Below are 15425 nucleotides of genomic sequence, written 5' to 3'. Positions count from 1 at the left end.
CCTACTGTTCGGTTGAAGGGACTGTCGGCTCGGTCGAAGGGACGGTCAGCCGCGGACCGGGGCGCTGATCCCGGTCTCGGAGAGGTCGTTGTAGACGTGCTGTTCGGCGATCAGACCGTCGCGCAGGACGAACACGTCGGCGTACCGCACGCCGTCGAAGGGACGGCCCCGCAGGTCCTCGCCGTAGAGCCTGCCGAGCGAGGTGACGGTCACCAGACCGTCCGGGGTGCTGCCCGTGAAGTACCGGTCGCGGTGCTTGCGCACCCACCGGTAGCGGCCGCGCTGGTCGGCGGCCATCTCCGGCAGGGAGCCGTAGCCGAGGTCGCCGGGGAAGACGATGCGCGGCCGCGGGGCGAGCAGTGTCCTGGCCTCGTCCAGTGCCCGGTCCTCGCAGAGCTGGAGGTACCGGTCGACGGTCTCGGCGGGGGTGGCGCGGCCGGTGTCCATCAGCCGGCCTGCTGGTGCAGGGTCGATTCCCACTGGTCGCGCAGGGGGCGCTCGGCGGGTCCTGACTCGGTGATGATCCGGATGAGTCGGGCGATCGCGGCCTCGCGCCGGCCGTCCAGCACCCGCTGCTCGTCCTCGGTGGGCTGCAGGGCGTCGAGTTCGCCGCGGGCGAGCACCCCGTGCCGGACCAGGAGGGCCTCCGTGGCGTGCAGGCGCTGGGTGGTGACGTGCAGTTCGGTGCTGAGCTGGAGCAGCAGGTCGAACAGCTTGCCGACGTTGCGGTCGCGGAAGTAGTCGAATTCCTCGGTCATGGTCGCCTCAGTTCTCCGGCTCGGTCTCGGTGCGGTTCGCCGGCTTGGTCGCGGTCAGGACGGCCCAGGGGAAGTGCCACTCGCGGCGGTCCCCCCAGCCCTCGGGGCTCTTGCCGTCCCGGCGCTCGTCGAACGGCGTCCAGTCGGCTCCGGTCAGACCGGCCTGGGCGCAGATGTCCAGCAGGTCGGTCGCGAACAGGTCGCGGAAGAAGGGCTCGTTGTTGCGTTCGGCGTGTTCGTTGATCGTGGCGTCGCGGAAGGGGTCGCCGGTGGGGTGGAACTCCAGGAAGCTCATGGTGCCGCCGGGCTTGAGCAGCCGGGCCGCCTCCAGGACGGTCTCGCGGACCGCCTCGGCGGGCATCTCGTGCAGCACCATGGTGCCGGTGACGACGTCGCAGGACGCGTCCTCGATACCGGTGTTCCGGCCGTCGCCCTGCCGGTAGGTGATGGCGGCGCCCTCGGCCTCCGCCTCGGCGTGCGCCAGCCGCAGGCCGGGAGCGGCGAAGTCGATGCCGATGACCTCGGCCCCGGGGTAGCGCAGCGCCAGCGGGCGGGTGCTCTTGCCGAAGCCGCAGCCGATGTCCACGATCCGTCCGGCGCCGGGGACTTCGGGCAGGGCGGTCTCGGTGAACAGGCGGTGGAACTTGTAGCCGTCGTTGTCGCGGAGCATCACGATCCGCGCGCCGAGTTCGTACACGTAGGCGCTCAGGTCGTCGGAGTAGAAGCTGCCGGGCTGGATGTGGATGTCGTAGTCCGTGTACCAGTCGGGCAGGGCGACACGGGAGGTGAGTTCGAGGCTTCCCTTGGGCGGGTCCGGGATCTCGTCCAGTTGTTCGCGCAGGGTGTCGGCGCGGTTGACGACGGCCTCGCCGACGGTCTTCCACAGCATCTTCTGCTGGACGCGCTCCAGGTGGCTGTACCAGGGGTAGAGGCTGAGCTGCTGCAGACGTCCGGCCGCGTCGTCCACGGCGGTGGCGGCCGGGCCGGTCTCCCGGTACTCCTCGGCGAGGGCCGGGTAGACGGTGTCGGACCAGCGCTTGCGCAGGGTCAGGATGAAGTCCACGGAAGAGCGTTCGTCGAGGGTGAGCTGGTTCTCGATGTCGATCATGCGTCTCTCCAGTTCGAGCCGGTTCGGGCGGGCCGTGGGAGCGGGCCGGGGCCGTGGGAGCGGGCGGGCGACGTCACGGACCGTTTCGTCGAAGGGGTCGGTCCACGGACCGGCTCACGGCCGGGCACCGGGGTCGGTGGGCCGGGCGGCGGGCGGGGCGCGATGTGGCGTGAGGTGACGTGGTGCCTGTGCCGGTGTCGGTCGCCAGGGGTGCGGCGAACCGGCTGTCGGGCGAGGCCGGCCGGAACGGTGACTGGTGCGGGTTCCGGAACTGGTGCCGGTACTTGGGTACTTGGGCTGCTGCTGGTGCTGGTGCTGGTGCTGGTGCTGGTGCTGGTTGCGGAGTGTCAGGAGGGCTGGGCGAGGAGTCCGGCGCCGGTGACGGCGTCGGTGAGGAAGGTGCCGGCGAGCCGGCCTTCGTACACGGCCTCCAGCGCGGTGCGCGGGGCGTTGGCGTCGCCGACGACGTGGACGTTCGGAGCGTCGTCCCGGGCGTCGAGCGCCCGGTACAGTCCGTCGTCGGCCACCGGCAGTCCCACGTCCACGACGGCCGTGACGCCGGTGAGTTCTTCGGTGTGGCCGCCGAGCGTGTCGCGCAGCACGACGGTGTCCCCGTGCGCCGCTGACACCTCCCGCATGACATGCGACCTGATGCCGAGCTCCCCCAGCCGGCTGGTCAGCGCCAGCTTGGAGTAGGTGGTGATCTTCGAGGCGAACGAGGCGGTGGGCGACAGGATGTGCACCTGTGCGCCGTCCCCGGCGAGGCTCTCGGCGACGGAGGCCGCCGCCCAGGTGCCCTGGTCGTCGCGGACGAGGACCGTGCCGCGCAGCGGCGAGCCGGGGGGCTTGAGTGCGGTGATCGCCTCCAGGACGTCGAACACGGGTGGTCCCCCGGGCAGTTCGCGTCTGCCGGGGCGGGCCCCGGTCGCCACGACGACGTCGTCGAAGCCGTTCAGCCGGCCCCCCGGCAGCAGGTCTTGCGCCGTCACCCGCTCCCCCAGCCGTACGTCGACGTCGGTGCCGGCGAGTTCACGGACCAGGTCGGTGACCATCAGGCCGAGCCGTTCGCGTCCCGGTACACCGGCCGCGACCAGGACGGTCCCGCCGAGCACGGGGCCGGCCTCGGCGAGGGTGACCTCGTGACCGGCGCGGTGCGCGGACAGGGCCGCTTCCATCCCGGCCGGGCCGCCGCCGACGACCAGTACGCGTCGCGGGGGCACGGGATCGGCCGCCCGCAGGTCCGCCCACTCCTGTTCGGCGCCGACCTCGGGGTTGACCACGCAGGCGATCGGCAGGTTCGCCTCCAGCCGTCCGACGCACCCCTGGTTGCAGGCGATGCAGGAGCGGACGTCGTGGGGGCGGCCCTCTTCGGCGCGGCGCACCAGGTACGGGTCGGCGATGTGCGGGCGGGCCAGGCCGACCAGGTCCGCCTCGCCGGCCGCGACGAGCAGCGCCGCCTCCGGAAGGCTGTCCAGGCGGCAGACGGCCAGGACCGGCAGGTCGGGGATCTCCTTCTTGAACAGGGCCGCGTGGTGGCGGAACTGGGCGTGCCCGAAGCTCATGTCCGCCATCTGCGTGCCCAGTGAGTAGCTGCCGTGGTAGGCGGCGTGGCTCACATGGACGTACAGCAGCGGGAACTCCTGTCGCAGCAGGTCGACGATCTCGACCATGTCGACAGGCGTGAGCCCGCCCGGGAGGAACTCGTCGGCGCTGATGCGGATGCCCATGGGCAGTCCCGGTGCCTGTGCCAGTACCTCGGCCAGTACCTCACGGGTGAACCGGAGCCGTCCGTCCGGGCTGCCGCCGTAGGCGTCGGTGCGGGTGTTGGTGAACGGGGAGAGGAACTGCTCGATCAGATGCCCGTGTCCGAGATGGATCTCCACGCCGTCGTACGCGGCCTGCCGCATCCGCCGGGCCGCGGCCCCGAAGGCACGTACGACGACGGCGATGTCCGCGCGGCCCATGGCGTGCGGGATGTGTGTGCCCGCCGCCCACGGGGTCGTTCCCGGTGACCAGGCGGCGGTGCGGGTGGCGTCGCCGTTGGCCTGGCGGCCGGTGTGCAGCAGTTGCGCGAACAGCCGTGTGCCGTGGGCCTGTACGGCTCGGGCGACGGCCGAGTAGGCCGGTACGGAGTCGTCGTCGAAGCTGCCGAGACTGATGTGGCGGCCCGCGCTGGTCGGGTGGACCCGGATGCCCTCGGTGATGATCAGGCCGACGCCGCCGCGGGCCCGTTCGCCGTGGTAGGCCGCGTGACGCTCGGTCGGATGGTTGGCGTGGCCGAAATTCGTGGTGTGCCCGGGAACGAACACCCGGTTCCGCAGGCGGACCGGACCGAGACTGACCGGGGAGAGCAGGGTACTGATGTCAGTGCTTGTCACCTATGATCCCTCCTATCCGAGGGCCGGCGCTCCGCAGCGTTCCGTTGACAGGTACGCCGTTCGATTGACCGGAACACTAAGGAGCCCGAACAGGCGAGTCAATCAAAACTCACAAGTAACTTGAACTGTTAACATCCGGCGCTTTTCAGCCGAGTGGCCATCGGAGACGTCAACGCTGTGGACGTCCCTGCGGCGGCGCACCGTGAACCCCCGTCACCTGCCGGCCGGCTCGGTGACGATGATCGAGCGGTCACTCGCCGCGAGCGGCGCGTGCGATGTCCTGGCCCTCGAGGTCCTGGCCCTCGCGTCGGGGGAGCCTGATGGTGAAGGTGGCGCCGCGTCCGGCCGTGCTGTCCGCCGACAGCACACCGCCGTGTGCCTCGGTGAGTTTCCGGGCGATGGACAGGCCGAGACCGCTGCCGCCGGTCCTGCGGTTGCGGGACTTCTCCGCCCGCCAGAACCGGTCGAAGACGAACGGCAGATCCTCTGCCACGATTCCGGTGCCCGTGTCCGTCACCTCGACGACGGCCGCGGCGCCGTCCCTGTGCGCGTGCAGGGTGACCCGGCCGCCGGGCGGCGTGTGGCGGACGGCGTTGGAGACGAGGTTGCCGACGATCTGGCGCAGCCGCAGCGGATCGGCCCACAGGTCGAGCTCCCCCGGGCCGTGGACCTGGAGAGTGACTCCCGCGTTCTCCGCCGTGGCCCGGTGGGCGGCGGCCACGTGCTTCAGGACGGCCTCGGCCAGGACCGGTTCCGAGTACAGGCGCAGGGTGCCAGCGTCGGCGGCGGCGAGATCCTGCAGGTCGTCGATGACGTGCTGGAGCAGCAGGACCTCTTCCAGCAGGGAGGCCGTCAGGTGCTCGTCGGCCTCGATGACACCGTCCTGGGTCGCTTCGAGGGCGCTGCGGATGGTGCTCAACGGAGTACGCAGCTCGTGGGCGATGTCGCTGACCATGACCTTGCGCTGCTGTTCGGTACGCGCCCGGTGCTCGGAGAGTTCGTTGAACGCGGCCGTGAGACGGCCGATCTCGTCGTGCCGGGCGACGGGCACCAGGGACAGGTGCTCGTCACGGTCCTGGGCCGCCCTGGTCAGGGCCCGCAGCGGGCGGACCAGGTGGATGCCGGTCACGACGGTGACGGCCGCGGCGAGCAGCAGGACCACCGCGGTGACGACGAGGATCCGCAGGGCGTTGGCGGGCGAGAGGTCGAAGGCCGCTGAGGCGGGGCCGGAGGTGTCGCTGACGTACAGCAGCGCCGAGGGGGCGACGTACGGTGTGAGCTGTTCGCGGCGGCCGGTGTCGACGCAGTTCTGCGCGGCGGGGGTGAGGGCGGGGCCCCGTCCCGTGGCGCCCGGCGTGAAGTCCGGCCCGAGGCGCACCGTGGGCAGCTTCTGGCGTCGCAGACAGGCGTTGACCACGTCGTTGAGCGTGGTGAGCGCGTGTTTCTCGCCGGCGGTCGGGGTGTCCAGTGCGGGCAGTCCGCAGTCCTCGGCACGCTTGGCGCGGTACTGCTGCTGGACGGCGTTCTCGATCTGCTCCTGGAGCGAGACGTCGTGCAGCAGCGCGATGACCGGACGCCCCGACGGGGTCGCCGAACGCTGGAAGGGCACGCCCCCGCCGGTGAGGCATTTCGCGACGGTGTCCGCCGCCCGGTCCAGACGCCGCCTCTCGGACGCCCGGAGCGCGTAGGGGCCCAGCGCGGCGGGGTCGATGCTGCCGCCCCCGGCCTGCTGGGACAGGAACGGATCGGTGTGCAGCGGGTCGATGGTGGCGAACGCTTTACCGGACGTGTCGGAGGGCCGGACCGGTCCGCTCGCCAACGGCCGGCGGGTGTCCTGTGGAGTCACCGTGATGTGCCGGCCGGTGCGGCGGGCGAGGTCGCGCACCACCGGATCGGCGCCGTCCCAGTCGGGATGGGACGCGGCGTACGCCATGAGGGTGCGGTAGATCAGGGTGTCGTCGGCGAGCACCTGCCCCTGCTGGTCCCGTACGGCGTTGGTGGTGGTCCGTACCGCAAGCCAGGCGGCGGCCGCGATCGCGCAGACCACGATGAGCAGGGAGGAGGCGAGCATCCGGAACAGCAGGCTGCGGTGGACCGGGAGTCTGCCCTTGCCCGCTCCGAGAGTGTTCACCAGGGGTCCGAGTGCGGTGATGTGCCTGCCGGAGTGCGGTCGTTGAGTTTGTAGCCGACCTTGTAGACCGTCAGGAGGTGGACCGGCGAACGCGGGTCGGACTCGATCTTCTTGCGCAGGTTCAGGACGTGCACGTCGACGGTGCGCTCGGTGATGTAGGCGTTGGTGCCCCGGCTGACGGCGAGCAGCTGACGCCGGGTGAAGACCCGGCCCGGCTCGGCGGCCATCGCGGCGAGCAGGTCGAACTCGCCTGCTGTGCACACCACTTGGCGGCCGTCGACGCTGACCGTGTGGCGCCGTGGGTCGACCGTGATCGCCCCCGCGGTGAGCACCCCCGCGGTATCGGCCCCCGCCGTCCGGGAGGACAGCTCCGCCTGTGCCAGCCGCTCCACCCGTCTGAGCAGGTTGCGGATGCGGGCCATCAGCTCACGGGGGCTGTAGGGCTTGGTGACGTATTCGTCCGCGCCCAGGTCGAAGGCGAGCAGCATGTCTTCCTCCGTGGTGCGCGCGGTGAGCATGAGCACCGGGAGACCGGTGTGGGCGGGCTCCGCGCGCAGCACACGGCAGATGTCCAGGCCGTCGACGCCGGGCATCATGACGTCCAGGACCAGCAGGTCGGGCGGCCGGTGGCGAATCTCCTCCAGCGCGGTACGGCCGTCGTGGACGATCCGGGCCACATGGCCCTCCCGCACGAGGTAGTGGCCGATGATCTCGGCTTGTTTGACGTCGTCTTCCGCGACCAGGACGTTCGCGCACATAGCGGGGACTGTAACCGGCCGGACAGGACACTCATACGGTCCTGACCAGACCTTCATATCCGGCCGACAGGCTGTCAGCCATGTCGCGCCACACGTCGAGAAGCCAGCGGTCCGAAGACGGTTCACCTGATCCGTCCGACTCGGCCGAAGGGGTGGGTTCCGCTGCCCCGGACACGGCGCGGCGCCGCTCGGCCCGCCGGACAGCGGCCGTCGCGGGAGGAGTCGTCGTCGCGGTGGCCGCGGGCGGCGTGGTCCTCCTCCCCCACTGGTCGCAGGCGGCCAGGGCTCCCTCGAAGGCGTCTGCTCCGTCGGTGAGCACGGCGGTCGTGCGGCGCACCGATCTGTCGGACTCGGTGTCCGTCGACGGGACACTCGGCTACGGCAGCCCCCGTGCGGTCGGGACCGCGGCGACCGGGACGGTCACCTGGCTGCCGGAGGTCGGGGCGACCGTCGAGCGCGGCCACCAGCTCTTCCGCGTCGACAACCGGCCGGCGACGGTGTTCTACGGATCCACCCCGCTGTACCGGCGTCTGGACACGGTGGGCATGGTCGGCCCGGACGTACGCGTGGTGGCCGACAATCTGCGGGCGCTGGGGTACGACATCGGCGCCCAGCCGCCGACGGGCACCCTCGTCACCGCGCCGGGGACCGACACCGCTCAGGATCCGGCGGGTACGTCGTCCGGCACGACGGCCGGCACGTCGTCCGGTGCTGAGGAGTCGGCGGACGACCGGGCCTCTTCCGGCGGCCCCTCTCCCGACGGGTCGGGCACCCCGTCCCCGGCTGCCTCGTCCGTCCCTCAGCGGGTCCAGCCGGGCGACTCGGTACTGACCGGCGCCCTGGTGGCCGCGATCGGCCGCTGGCAGCGGGACACGCGGGTGCCGCAGAGCACGGTGCTGGAGCCCGGCGACGTGGTCGTGACCACGGGCGCGGTCCGGGTGGACCAGCTCAAGGTGAAGAACGGCGACGCCGCCTCGAACGACCTGCTCTCCGTCACCGGCACCGGCAAGCGCGTCACGGTGGAGACCGGCGAGGGCGGCTCCACGTCCTTCAGGAAGGGCGACGCCGTCGATGTCACCCTGCCCGACGGTGCCACGGTGCGCGGCCGGGTCAGCAAGGTCGGCAGCGTGGTCAGGCCGGGCTCCGAGAACGGCGGGGACACGGGCTCGGAACCCACCCGGACCATCACCGTCGTCCTGGCCGGGGGCGGGGGCGGCGCAGCTGTCCGCGGTATCGACTCGGCGCCCGTACAGGTGCGGTTCACCGGACGGACCGTCAAGGACGTCCTGGTCGTACCGGTCGGCGCGTTGCTCGCGCTCAGCGAGGGCGGCTACGCGGTGCAGCTCCTGAGCGGGAAGCTGATCAAGGTCACCACCAAGCTGTTCGCCAAGGGTCTGGTCGAGATCAGTGGACCGGTCGAGGCCGGGACAAAAGTGGTGACCACGTCATGACACCCGCGCCTCGGTCCTCGCCTCCCCCTGTGCCGCCGCCGTCGCCCTCGGTGCCGCCGCCGCTGCGGCTCCCCCTCCCACCACCGGTTCTCGCGGTCCGCCGGATCAGCCGTGTCTACGGCGGCGTGCCGGCGCTCGACGACGTGTCACTGACGATCCGCGAAGGCGAGTTCGTGGCCATTCTCGGCCCGTCGGGTTCGGGCAAGTCCACGCTGCTCAACATCATGGGCACCCTCGACCGTGCCACCACCGGCACCGTCGAACTGGCCGGTCACGACGTGGCCACCCTCACCGACCGCCAGGTCTCCACCCTCCGCAGCCGCCATCTCGGCTTCGTCTTCCAGCACTTCCACCTCACCGACGGGCTGAGCGCGACCGAGAACGTCACCACGGGCCTGCTCTACAGCGGCGTACCGCGCCGACAGCGCCGCCCGATGGCCCGCGAGGCACTCGCCCAGGTCGGACTGGCCCACCGGGAACACCATCTGCCCCACCAGTTGTCCGGTGGCGAACGGCAACGGGTCGCGGTCGCCCGCGCGCTGGTCAACCGGCCCGCGCTCGTCCTGGCCGACGAGCCGACCGGTGCCCTCGACACCGCCAACGGACGAGCGGTGCTGAAACTGCTGTCGGATCTCAACAGCCAGGGCACGACCATCGCGGTGATCACCCACGACCGGACCATCGCCGGCCGGCTGCCACGCCGGCTGGAGATCCTCGACGGACGTCTCGTGGCCGACACCGAACCGGCAACCGCCGACACGGACCTCGAACCTCTGGACACCCCGTCGTGAGCACACGCACCCACAAGGACACCCGCACCCGTATCCGAATCCGTGTCCGGCCGGTCCGCCTCTCCCCGAGGGACGTCCTGGCGCTGGGCATGCTCGGCATCCGCACCCGCAGGGTGCGGGCCGCGCTGTCCGCCCTGGGCATCTCCCTGGGCATCGCGACGATGATCGTCGTGACCGCCATTCCCGCGTCCAGCCAGCGGGCGCTGATGGAGCGGCTGTCCGCGCTCGGCACCAACATGCTCACGGCGCAGCCCCAGCCCGACCAGAAGCCGCCCGTGTCCCTGTCCGAGGAGTCGGTCGGCATGGTCGCCCGGATCGGCCCGGTCACCGCGGTCAGCGCGGTCGCCAACACCCATGCCGTGGTCGACCGCTCCGACAAGGTGGCACCGGGCACCTACGCGGGGCTGACCGTCCTCGCGGCGAAGAACAACCTGCCGTCCCTCATCAACGCGCGTGTGCGCTCGGGACGTTTCCTCGACCGGACGTCCGACGCGTTCCCCACCGCGGTGCTCGGCTCGGTGGCGGCGGCACGGCTCGGCTTGCCCAGCGTTCCGCCCGGCGGCGCCGGACCGCAGATCCACATCGACGACCGGTGGTTCACCGTCATCGGCGTCCTGGAGCGGACCCCGCTCTCCCCCGACATCGACCGGTCCGTCCTCGTCGCCTGGGAGCCCGCTCGCAGCGAACTCCACTTCGACGGCCGTCCCACCGTCATCTACGTGAAGGCCGAGGAGCCCCAGATGGAAGCGGTACGGGACGTCCTCGCCGACACGGTCAACCCCGAACTGCCGGGCGTGATCATGATCAGCCGCCCCTCGGACGCCCTCGCCGCGAAACGGGACACGGAGAGCACCTTCGAGGCCCTCTTCCTCGGCCTGGCGGGGGTGGCGCTGCTGGTCGGCGGGGTCGGCGTGGCCAACACCATGGTCGTCTCCGTGCTCGAACGGCGCCGCGAGATCGGCCTGCGCCGGGCCCTCGGCGCCGCTCGCGGCCACATCCGGCTGCAGTTCCTCACCGAGTCCGTCGCCCTGTCCACCCTCGGCGGCCTGGCCGGCACCGTGCTCGGCGTCCTGACCACGCTCGGCTACACCGCGTACCAGGGCTGGCCCCCGGTCATCCCGCTGCCCGCGGTGGCCGGCGGTGTGGCCGGGACCGTCCTGGTGGGGGCGATCGCCGGGCTGTATCCCTCCCTGCGCGCCGCGCGCCTCTCCCCGACCGAGGCGCTCGCCTCGACCTGAACCCCGCGACGGCATGAGCACCGCAGCCGGAGCACACACCCGGAGCCCGGTTCGACCCCGCACCACAACCCCACAAGCCGCCCCGTCCAGTCCCTTCCCGTCAGAGAGAAAGCAGGAGACATGAACCACGACATGGTCCAGCCGGCAGCCCAGCCCCCGTCCCAGCCCAGGTCCCGGTCCCGGACCTGGCGGGTGCCGGCCGTCCTCGTACCGGTCGCGGCCCTCCTCGCGCTCTCCACTCTCACCGCCTGCGGAGAGGACTCCGGCTCCGACACGGCCGTGGCGTCCGTCAGCGACTCGGGCAGCCCGTCGTCCGGCACCGAGCGGGCGAAGAAGACCGCCGACCCCGACGCGGGCCGCCCGCAACTGCGGCTGGACACGAGCGAGGAGGAGAAGATGCGGCTGTTCAATGTCTGGTCGTCGTGCATCGAGGCCCACGGCGTGCCCATGCAGAAGGTCGTCAAGGACGGCAGGCATGTCCCCGATAACTCCGACCCTGGCTTCCCCGCAGCCCAGAAGGCCTGCATCGCCAAGCTCCCGCTCGATCCGCCCGAGTTGGACCGCGCGAAGAACCCGCACTACCTGGACGACTTCCGGGCCCAGATCGCCTGTCTGCACAAGGCCGGCGTCATGGTGGAGGCGATGTCCGACGGCGAGGGCTACTCGTACCCCTCCGGTGAGATCGACGTGCCCAACCTGCAGGAGCTCGAGAAGCATTGCCTCATCGAGGCGTTCACCGACACGGACAAGGACAAGGACAAGGACAAATAACAAACCACGGACTGGCGGGAAGGCCACGCGATCCGGGCCGGAGTCAGGCCTCGGCACCGGCATTGAGCATCGCGGCGGTCAGGACGTCTCCCCCGACGCCCCAGCCGCCGTCGACGACCTCGTCGATGAGGACGACGGTGGTGGGACGGGCCCGCTCGCCGTAGATCTCCGCGTACAGGTCGGTGGTGCGCTCGACGATCTTCTTCTTGTCCTCGGCGCTGAGTGTGCCTGCGGGGACCTTGAAGTTGGCGAAGGGCATGGGTACGTCTCCTCTGTGAGCTGCGCGGTTCCGAACGGGACCAGGGCGTTTCGTCCGGATCAGCCCGGGTCGTTCGTGGTCATGTGCTCCACCGTGCGGGACACCGGCCGGCGGAGCCAGGGGATGTCATCCCCTGTGTCCCCGCCCGGACCAGGCGCAGAATGGCGGGCATGGGTTCCGCTCACCACATCGAACTGGGTACGTTCCTGCGCTCACGGCGCGACCGCATCCGCCCCGCCGACGTCGGGCTCCCCTCAGGGCCCCGGCGCCGGGTTCCCGGGCTGCGCCGTGACGAGGTCGCCCAGCTCGCCGGGGCGTCGGTGGACTACTACAACGAACTCGAACGCGGAGCCGGCTCCCAGCCCTCCGAGCAGATGGTCGCCGCGCTCGCCCGAGCCCTGCGGCTGACCTCGGACGAGCGTGACTACCTCTACCGCCTGGCGGGACGACCGGTGCCCGTACGGGGCGGGGCCGTCCCGCACGTCCACCCCACGATGCTCGACCTGCTCGGCCGGCTGGCGTCCACACCCGCGCAGGTCATCACCGACCTGCACGTCACTCTCGTACAGAATCCGCCGGCCGTGGCGCTGCTCGGGGACCACTCCGGCTTCCGGGGCGCGCGGGCCAGCTTCGTGCACCGGTGGTTCACCGAATCCGACGCCCGGCGGCTGTATCCCGAGGACGACCACGACGGCCAGTCCCGCGCCTTCGTCGCCGATCTGCGTGCCGCCGCCGCCCGCCGGGACGCCAAGGACCCCGAGGCCCGCTCGATGATCGGGGAACTGCTCGGCGTCTCCTCCGAGTTCGCCGCCCTGTGGGCCGAGCACGACGTGGCGTTCCGGCGGGACGACCGCAAACGCCTCCGCCATCCCGCGCTCGGGCTGCTGGAGGTCGACTGCCTCAGCCTGTTCAGCGAGGACGGCCGCCAGCGGCTGCTCTGGTTCACCCCCGCGGTCGGCACCGACAGCGCCGACCTCCTGGACCTGCTCGCCGTCATCGGCACCCAGGACATCTCCGAACCGGACCATGGGCACGGGCACGGGCACGAACGGTCTTCGGCCGCCGGCGACGCGGCGACAGCGGTGGTGCCCTGACCGTCACTCGGGCCAGGACACCACGGGCCACGCCTCAGCACGGCGCCGGGCGCGCGGGGCCGGCGACGCTCAGCCCTTCCCCACGAGTTCGAGGACCTTCCGGGCGTGCTCGATCGACCCCTCGACGGTGTCCACGTCGTACATCGAGTCGACCATGAAGTGGTCGATGCCCGTCCGCTCCCGGATCTCCTTGATGGTGTCGGCCACCAGGGTCACGCTCGTCCCGGCGTCGATGTTCACCCGCAGCACCGTGTCGATGGCGCCGGGGTCCCGGTCCGCCTTCTTGGCCAGATCGTCCAGCAGGGACCGCTGTGCGACCAGGCCGTCGATGTCGACGTAGCTCGGGACGACGACCAACGGCAGCCAGCCGTCACCGCGTCGGGCGACCCGGCCCAGGGCCCGCTCGGACATGGCGCCCAGGTAGAAGGGCGGTCGGGGCTGTCGCGCCGGCTTCAGCGGGGAGTGGTGCTCGGGTACGGAGAGCTGGGAACCCTCGTACCGCGCGGGGTCGCTGGTCCAGATGGCGTCGAGGGCGTCGAGCAGCTCCTCCATGCGGGCACCGCGGCGGGTGAAGTCCACCCCGGCGGCCTGGTACTCCTCGGGAGACCAGCCGATCCCGAAGCCGGGAAGCAGGCGCCCGCCGCTGATCAGGTCGATCGTCGTCAGCGACCGGGCCAACTGGACGGGCGGGTACAGCGGGGCGACGATGACGTGGGAGCCCAGCAGGACGCGGCTGGTCGCGGCGGCGGCGACACCGAGCAGGACGAACGGGTCCGCCGCGGGGTTCAGCTCCTCCGGAATGGTGTTCCCCTGCCCGCCGTAGCCCACGACGGGGTCGACCGCGGCGAGGTTGCGGTCCCCCACCCACAGGCTGGCGCCTCCGGCCTCCTCGATCTCGGAGGCGAACGTGGCCGTCCGGGCGATGCCGTATGCCTGGTGGTGGAACTGCGGGAGTGCGAAACCTATCTTCATGACGTCCTTCACGCTGCGTTACTGCCGGGCGGCGCACTTCGGCTTCGCGCCGACATGATCCTGTTGGAGCAGCATTCACCCTAGGGGACCACTGCCGCACTCAACGTCCGCCACGCCGTGGGTAGTTGACAACACCTCAGCGACGTCGGCACCGAGTCGTCGGCCGGAGTGCCGGCCGCCTCGCGGCACGGCCCGGCCACTGCCGCGCACACGAACATGACGGTGAGTGGCCAGATGATGACCTCGCGGTGACGACGTGGGGCCCATGTGTCCGCCCTGCCGGTTTCCCCTCAGGTCTTGACCCCACGGGGAACCCCTCCTACAGTCCTCGCACTCTCACAGGTACATCGATTAACCACCCGTTAACCGCCATGGTTGGAGAACCCCGCTGTGCGCTCACCGCTGACTCGGCGCGGTTTCCTCGCCGCCGGTTCCGGCCTCACCGCCGCGACCGCCCTGCCCGCTCTGTCCGGCTGTTCCTCACTGGCCGCGGCGGACTCCGATCCCGACACGCTCGTCGTGCACAGCCAACTGGGCACCACCGCGCCGGGATCGCCCACGTATCTCGCGTCCCTGGACCGCTTCCGCGAGGAGAACCCGGGGCTCAAGGTCAAGAACCTCGTCAACGGCGACGACCTCGCCCAGGTCTACGAGACCTCCCGGCTGGCCCGCAAGGAGCCGGACGTCGTCATGGTCAACCTCTACGACAAGACCCTGGCCTGGACCGATGTCGGCGCCACCGTGGACGTCAAGGACCACCTCGACGACTGGGGGCTGCGCGAACGGGTCCTGCCGGTGGCCCTGGACGCCTGGACCGACGCCAAGGGCAGGCTGCGGGCCTTCCCGTACTTCGCCACCAACTGGCCGGTCGCCTACAACAGGTCGCTCCTCGACAAGGCGGGCGTGGACGAGATCCCGGTCACCGGGGACCAGCTGATCGCGGCGGCCCGCAAACTGCGCGCCAAGGGCATCGGACCCGTCACGACCGGCGGCAACGACTGGACCGGGCAGAAGCTCCTCGCCCAGGTCATCCAGACCTTCCTCACCGAGGACGAGGCCCGGCACGTCTACTCCACCGGCGACTTCAGCGGGAGCAGGGGCGCGAAGGAGGGCATCGACTACTTCGTCCAGCTGCGTGACGCCGGGGTGTTCGTCGACAAGGCCCAGGGGCTGACCTCCGACTCGATGACCACGCAGTTCAACACGGGGGCCGCGGCCGTCCAGTCGGCGATGTCGTCGGCGCTCGCCAAGGTGCCCGAGTCGGTCGCGCGCCACACGGACGTGGCGGGCTGGCCGCTCGCCGAGGGCGCCGCCCACGACCGGCCCACGATCCTGCGGACGTACACCCTGATCGGGTTCTGGATCAGCCCGAACGGCACGAAGAAGATCGACACCGTGGAGAAGTTCCTTCGGTTCATGTACCGGCCCGACACCGTGTCCCGGTTCATCAAGGAGAGCGGCCGTGACATGGCGCTGCGCTCCGACACGGTCAGTACGGACTTCCCGCTGGTCGCGGCCGCCCAGCGGCTCGGGGACGACGTCAGCCAGGTGCTGCTGCCCGACGTGTACGTCCCGCCCACGGCGACCCAGCCGCTCATCACCGCGACCAGTACGTCCTTCACCCGTGGCACCGGCGCCGCCCAGGTCCGCGCCGCTCTCGAAGCCGCGTACCGCTCCGTATGAGCCGCCGGCTCCGGCCCCCGCCTCCTTCTCCCC

14 protein-coding genes are annotated in these 15425 nt (G+C 71.2%); 6 read left to right on the top strand and 8 right to left on the bottom strand.

Annotated elements, in window-relative coordinates; translation table 11 throughout:
• Positions 1-45: 45 nt before the first annotated feature.
• From ACLVWQ_RS36915 to ACLVWQ_RS36890, 6 genes are all read right to left on the bottom strand, one after another.
• Entirely contained in the window at positions 46-447 is a 402-nt protein-coding gene (locus ACLVWQ_RS36915; RefSeq protein WP_414113646.1) for a nuclear transport factor 2 family protein, read from the bottom strand.
• The gene (locus ACLVWQ_RS36910; protein WP_414113645.1) at positions 447-758 is read right to left on the bottom strand and encodes a hypothetical protein; all 312 of its coding nucleotides are present in this window, start codon (positions 756-758) and stop codon (positions 447-449) included. The genes ACLVWQ_RS36915 and ACLVWQ_RS36910 overlap by 1 nt, the downstream gene beginning before the upstream one ends.
• Positions 759-765: 7 nt before the next feature.
• A complete protein-coding gene (locus ACLVWQ_RS36905) occupies positions 766-1866 on the bottom strand; it encodes a class I SAM-dependent methyltransferase (RefSeq protein ID WP_414113644.1) in 1101 nt (366 codons plus the stop codon).
• 347 nt (positions 1867-2213) lie between these two features.
• Positions 2214-4244 (bottom strand): FAD-dependent oxidoreductase, encoded by a 2031-nt coding sequence (locus ACLVWQ_RS36900; RefSeq protein WP_414113643.1) that lies wholly within the window; start codon positions 4242-4244, stop codon positions 2214-2216.
• Positions 4245-4494: 250 nt separating this feature from the next.
• Positions 4495-6375, bottom strand: coding sequence for a sensor histidine kinase (locus ACLVWQ_RS36895; RefSeq protein WP_414113642.1), 1881 nt, complete (start codon positions 6373-6375; stop codon positions 4495-4497).
• Positions 6372-7133 (bottom strand): response regulator transcription factor, encoded by a 762-nt coding sequence (locus tag ACLVWQ_RS36890; RefSeq protein WP_414113641.1) that lies wholly within the window; start codon positions 7131-7133, stop codon positions 6372-6374. Before ACLVWQ_RS36890 ends, ACLVWQ_RS36895 begins: the two co-directional genes overlap by 4 nt.
• A gap of 152 nt (positions 7134-7285) precedes the next feature.
• Here ACLVWQ_RS36890 and ACLVWQ_RS36885 point away from each other — a divergent pair, with 152 nt between their 5' ends.
• The 4 genes from ACLVWQ_RS36885 to ACLVWQ_RS36870 all read left to right on the top strand — a co-directional run bounded on the left by ACLVWQ_RS36885 (position 7286) and on the right by ACLVWQ_RS36870 (position 11384).
• On the top strand, positions 7286-8584 hold the full coding sequence (locus tag ACLVWQ_RS36885; protein WP_414113640.1) for a hypothetical protein: 1299 nt from the start codon (positions 7286-7288) through the stop codon (positions 8582-8584).
• Positions 8581-9375 (top strand): ABC transporter ATP-binding protein, encoded by a 795-nt coding sequence (locus ACLVWQ_RS36880; protein WP_414113639.1) that lies wholly within the window; start codon positions 8581-8583, stop codon positions 9373-9375. The genes ACLVWQ_RS36885 and ACLVWQ_RS36880 overlap by 4 nt, the downstream gene beginning before the upstream one ends.
• Positions 9376-9464: 89 nt before the next feature.
• Positions 9465-10613, top strand: coding sequence for an ABC transporter permease (locus tag ACLVWQ_RS36875; RefSeq protein WP_414113695.1), 1149 nt, complete (start codon positions 9465-9467; stop codon positions 10611-10613).
• A 120-nt stretch (positions 10614-10733) separates the two neighbouring features.
• The gene (locus ACLVWQ_RS36870) at positions 10734-11384 is read left to right on the top strand and encodes a hypothetical protein (RefSeq protein ID WP_414113638.1); all 651 of its coding nucleotides are present in this window, start codon (positions 10734-10736) and stop codon (positions 11382-11384) included.
• A gap of 43 nt (positions 11385-11427) precedes the next feature.
• Here the strand turns inward: ACLVWQ_RS36870 and ACLVWQ_RS36865 are convergent, their stop codons facing one another.
• Entirely contained in the window at positions 11428-11643 is a 216-nt protein-coding gene (locus ACLVWQ_RS36865; RefSeq protein WP_414113637.1) for a tautomerase family protein, read from the bottom strand.
• Between the two features lie 170 nt (positions 11644-11813).
• On the opposite strand from ACLVWQ_RS36865, the gene ACLVWQ_RS36860 reads away from it, so the two are divergent.
• Positions 11814-12737, top strand: a complete 924-nt coding sequence (locus ACLVWQ_RS36860) for a helix-turn-helix transcriptional regulator (protein ID WP_414113636.1) — start codon at positions 11814-11816, stop codon at positions 12735-12737.
• Between the two features lie 69 nt (positions 12738-12806).
• Here the strand turns inward: ACLVWQ_RS36860 and ACLVWQ_RS36855 are convergent, their stop codons facing one another.
• The gene (locus tag ACLVWQ_RS36855) at positions 12807-13709 is read right to left on the bottom strand and encodes a TIGR03619 family F420-dependent LLM class oxidoreductase (RefSeq protein ID WP_414113635.1); all 903 of its coding nucleotides are present in this window, start codon (positions 13707-13709) and stop codon (positions 12807-12809) included.
• A gap of 390 nt (positions 13710-14099) precedes the next feature.
• Between ACLVWQ_RS36855 and ACLVWQ_RS36850 the strand changes: the two genes are divergently transcribed.
• Positions 14100-15392: an ABC transporter substrate-binding protein gene (locus tag ACLVWQ_RS36850; RefSeq protein WP_414113634.1), complete on the top strand. Its 1293-nt coding sequence runs from the start codon at positions 14100-14102 to the stop codon at positions 15390-15392.
• Positions 15393-15425 lie beyond the last annotated feature (33 nt).

Source organism: Streptomyces sp. CWNU-52B (assembly GCF_047444975.1).
In the GTDB taxonomy this organism is placed as follows: Bacteria; Actinomycetota; Actinomycetes; order Streptomycetales; family Streptomycetaceae; genus Streptomyces.
The sequence above is the reverse complement of the archived record's forward strand: the minus strand, read 5'-3'. Positions and strand labels throughout refer to the sequence as shown.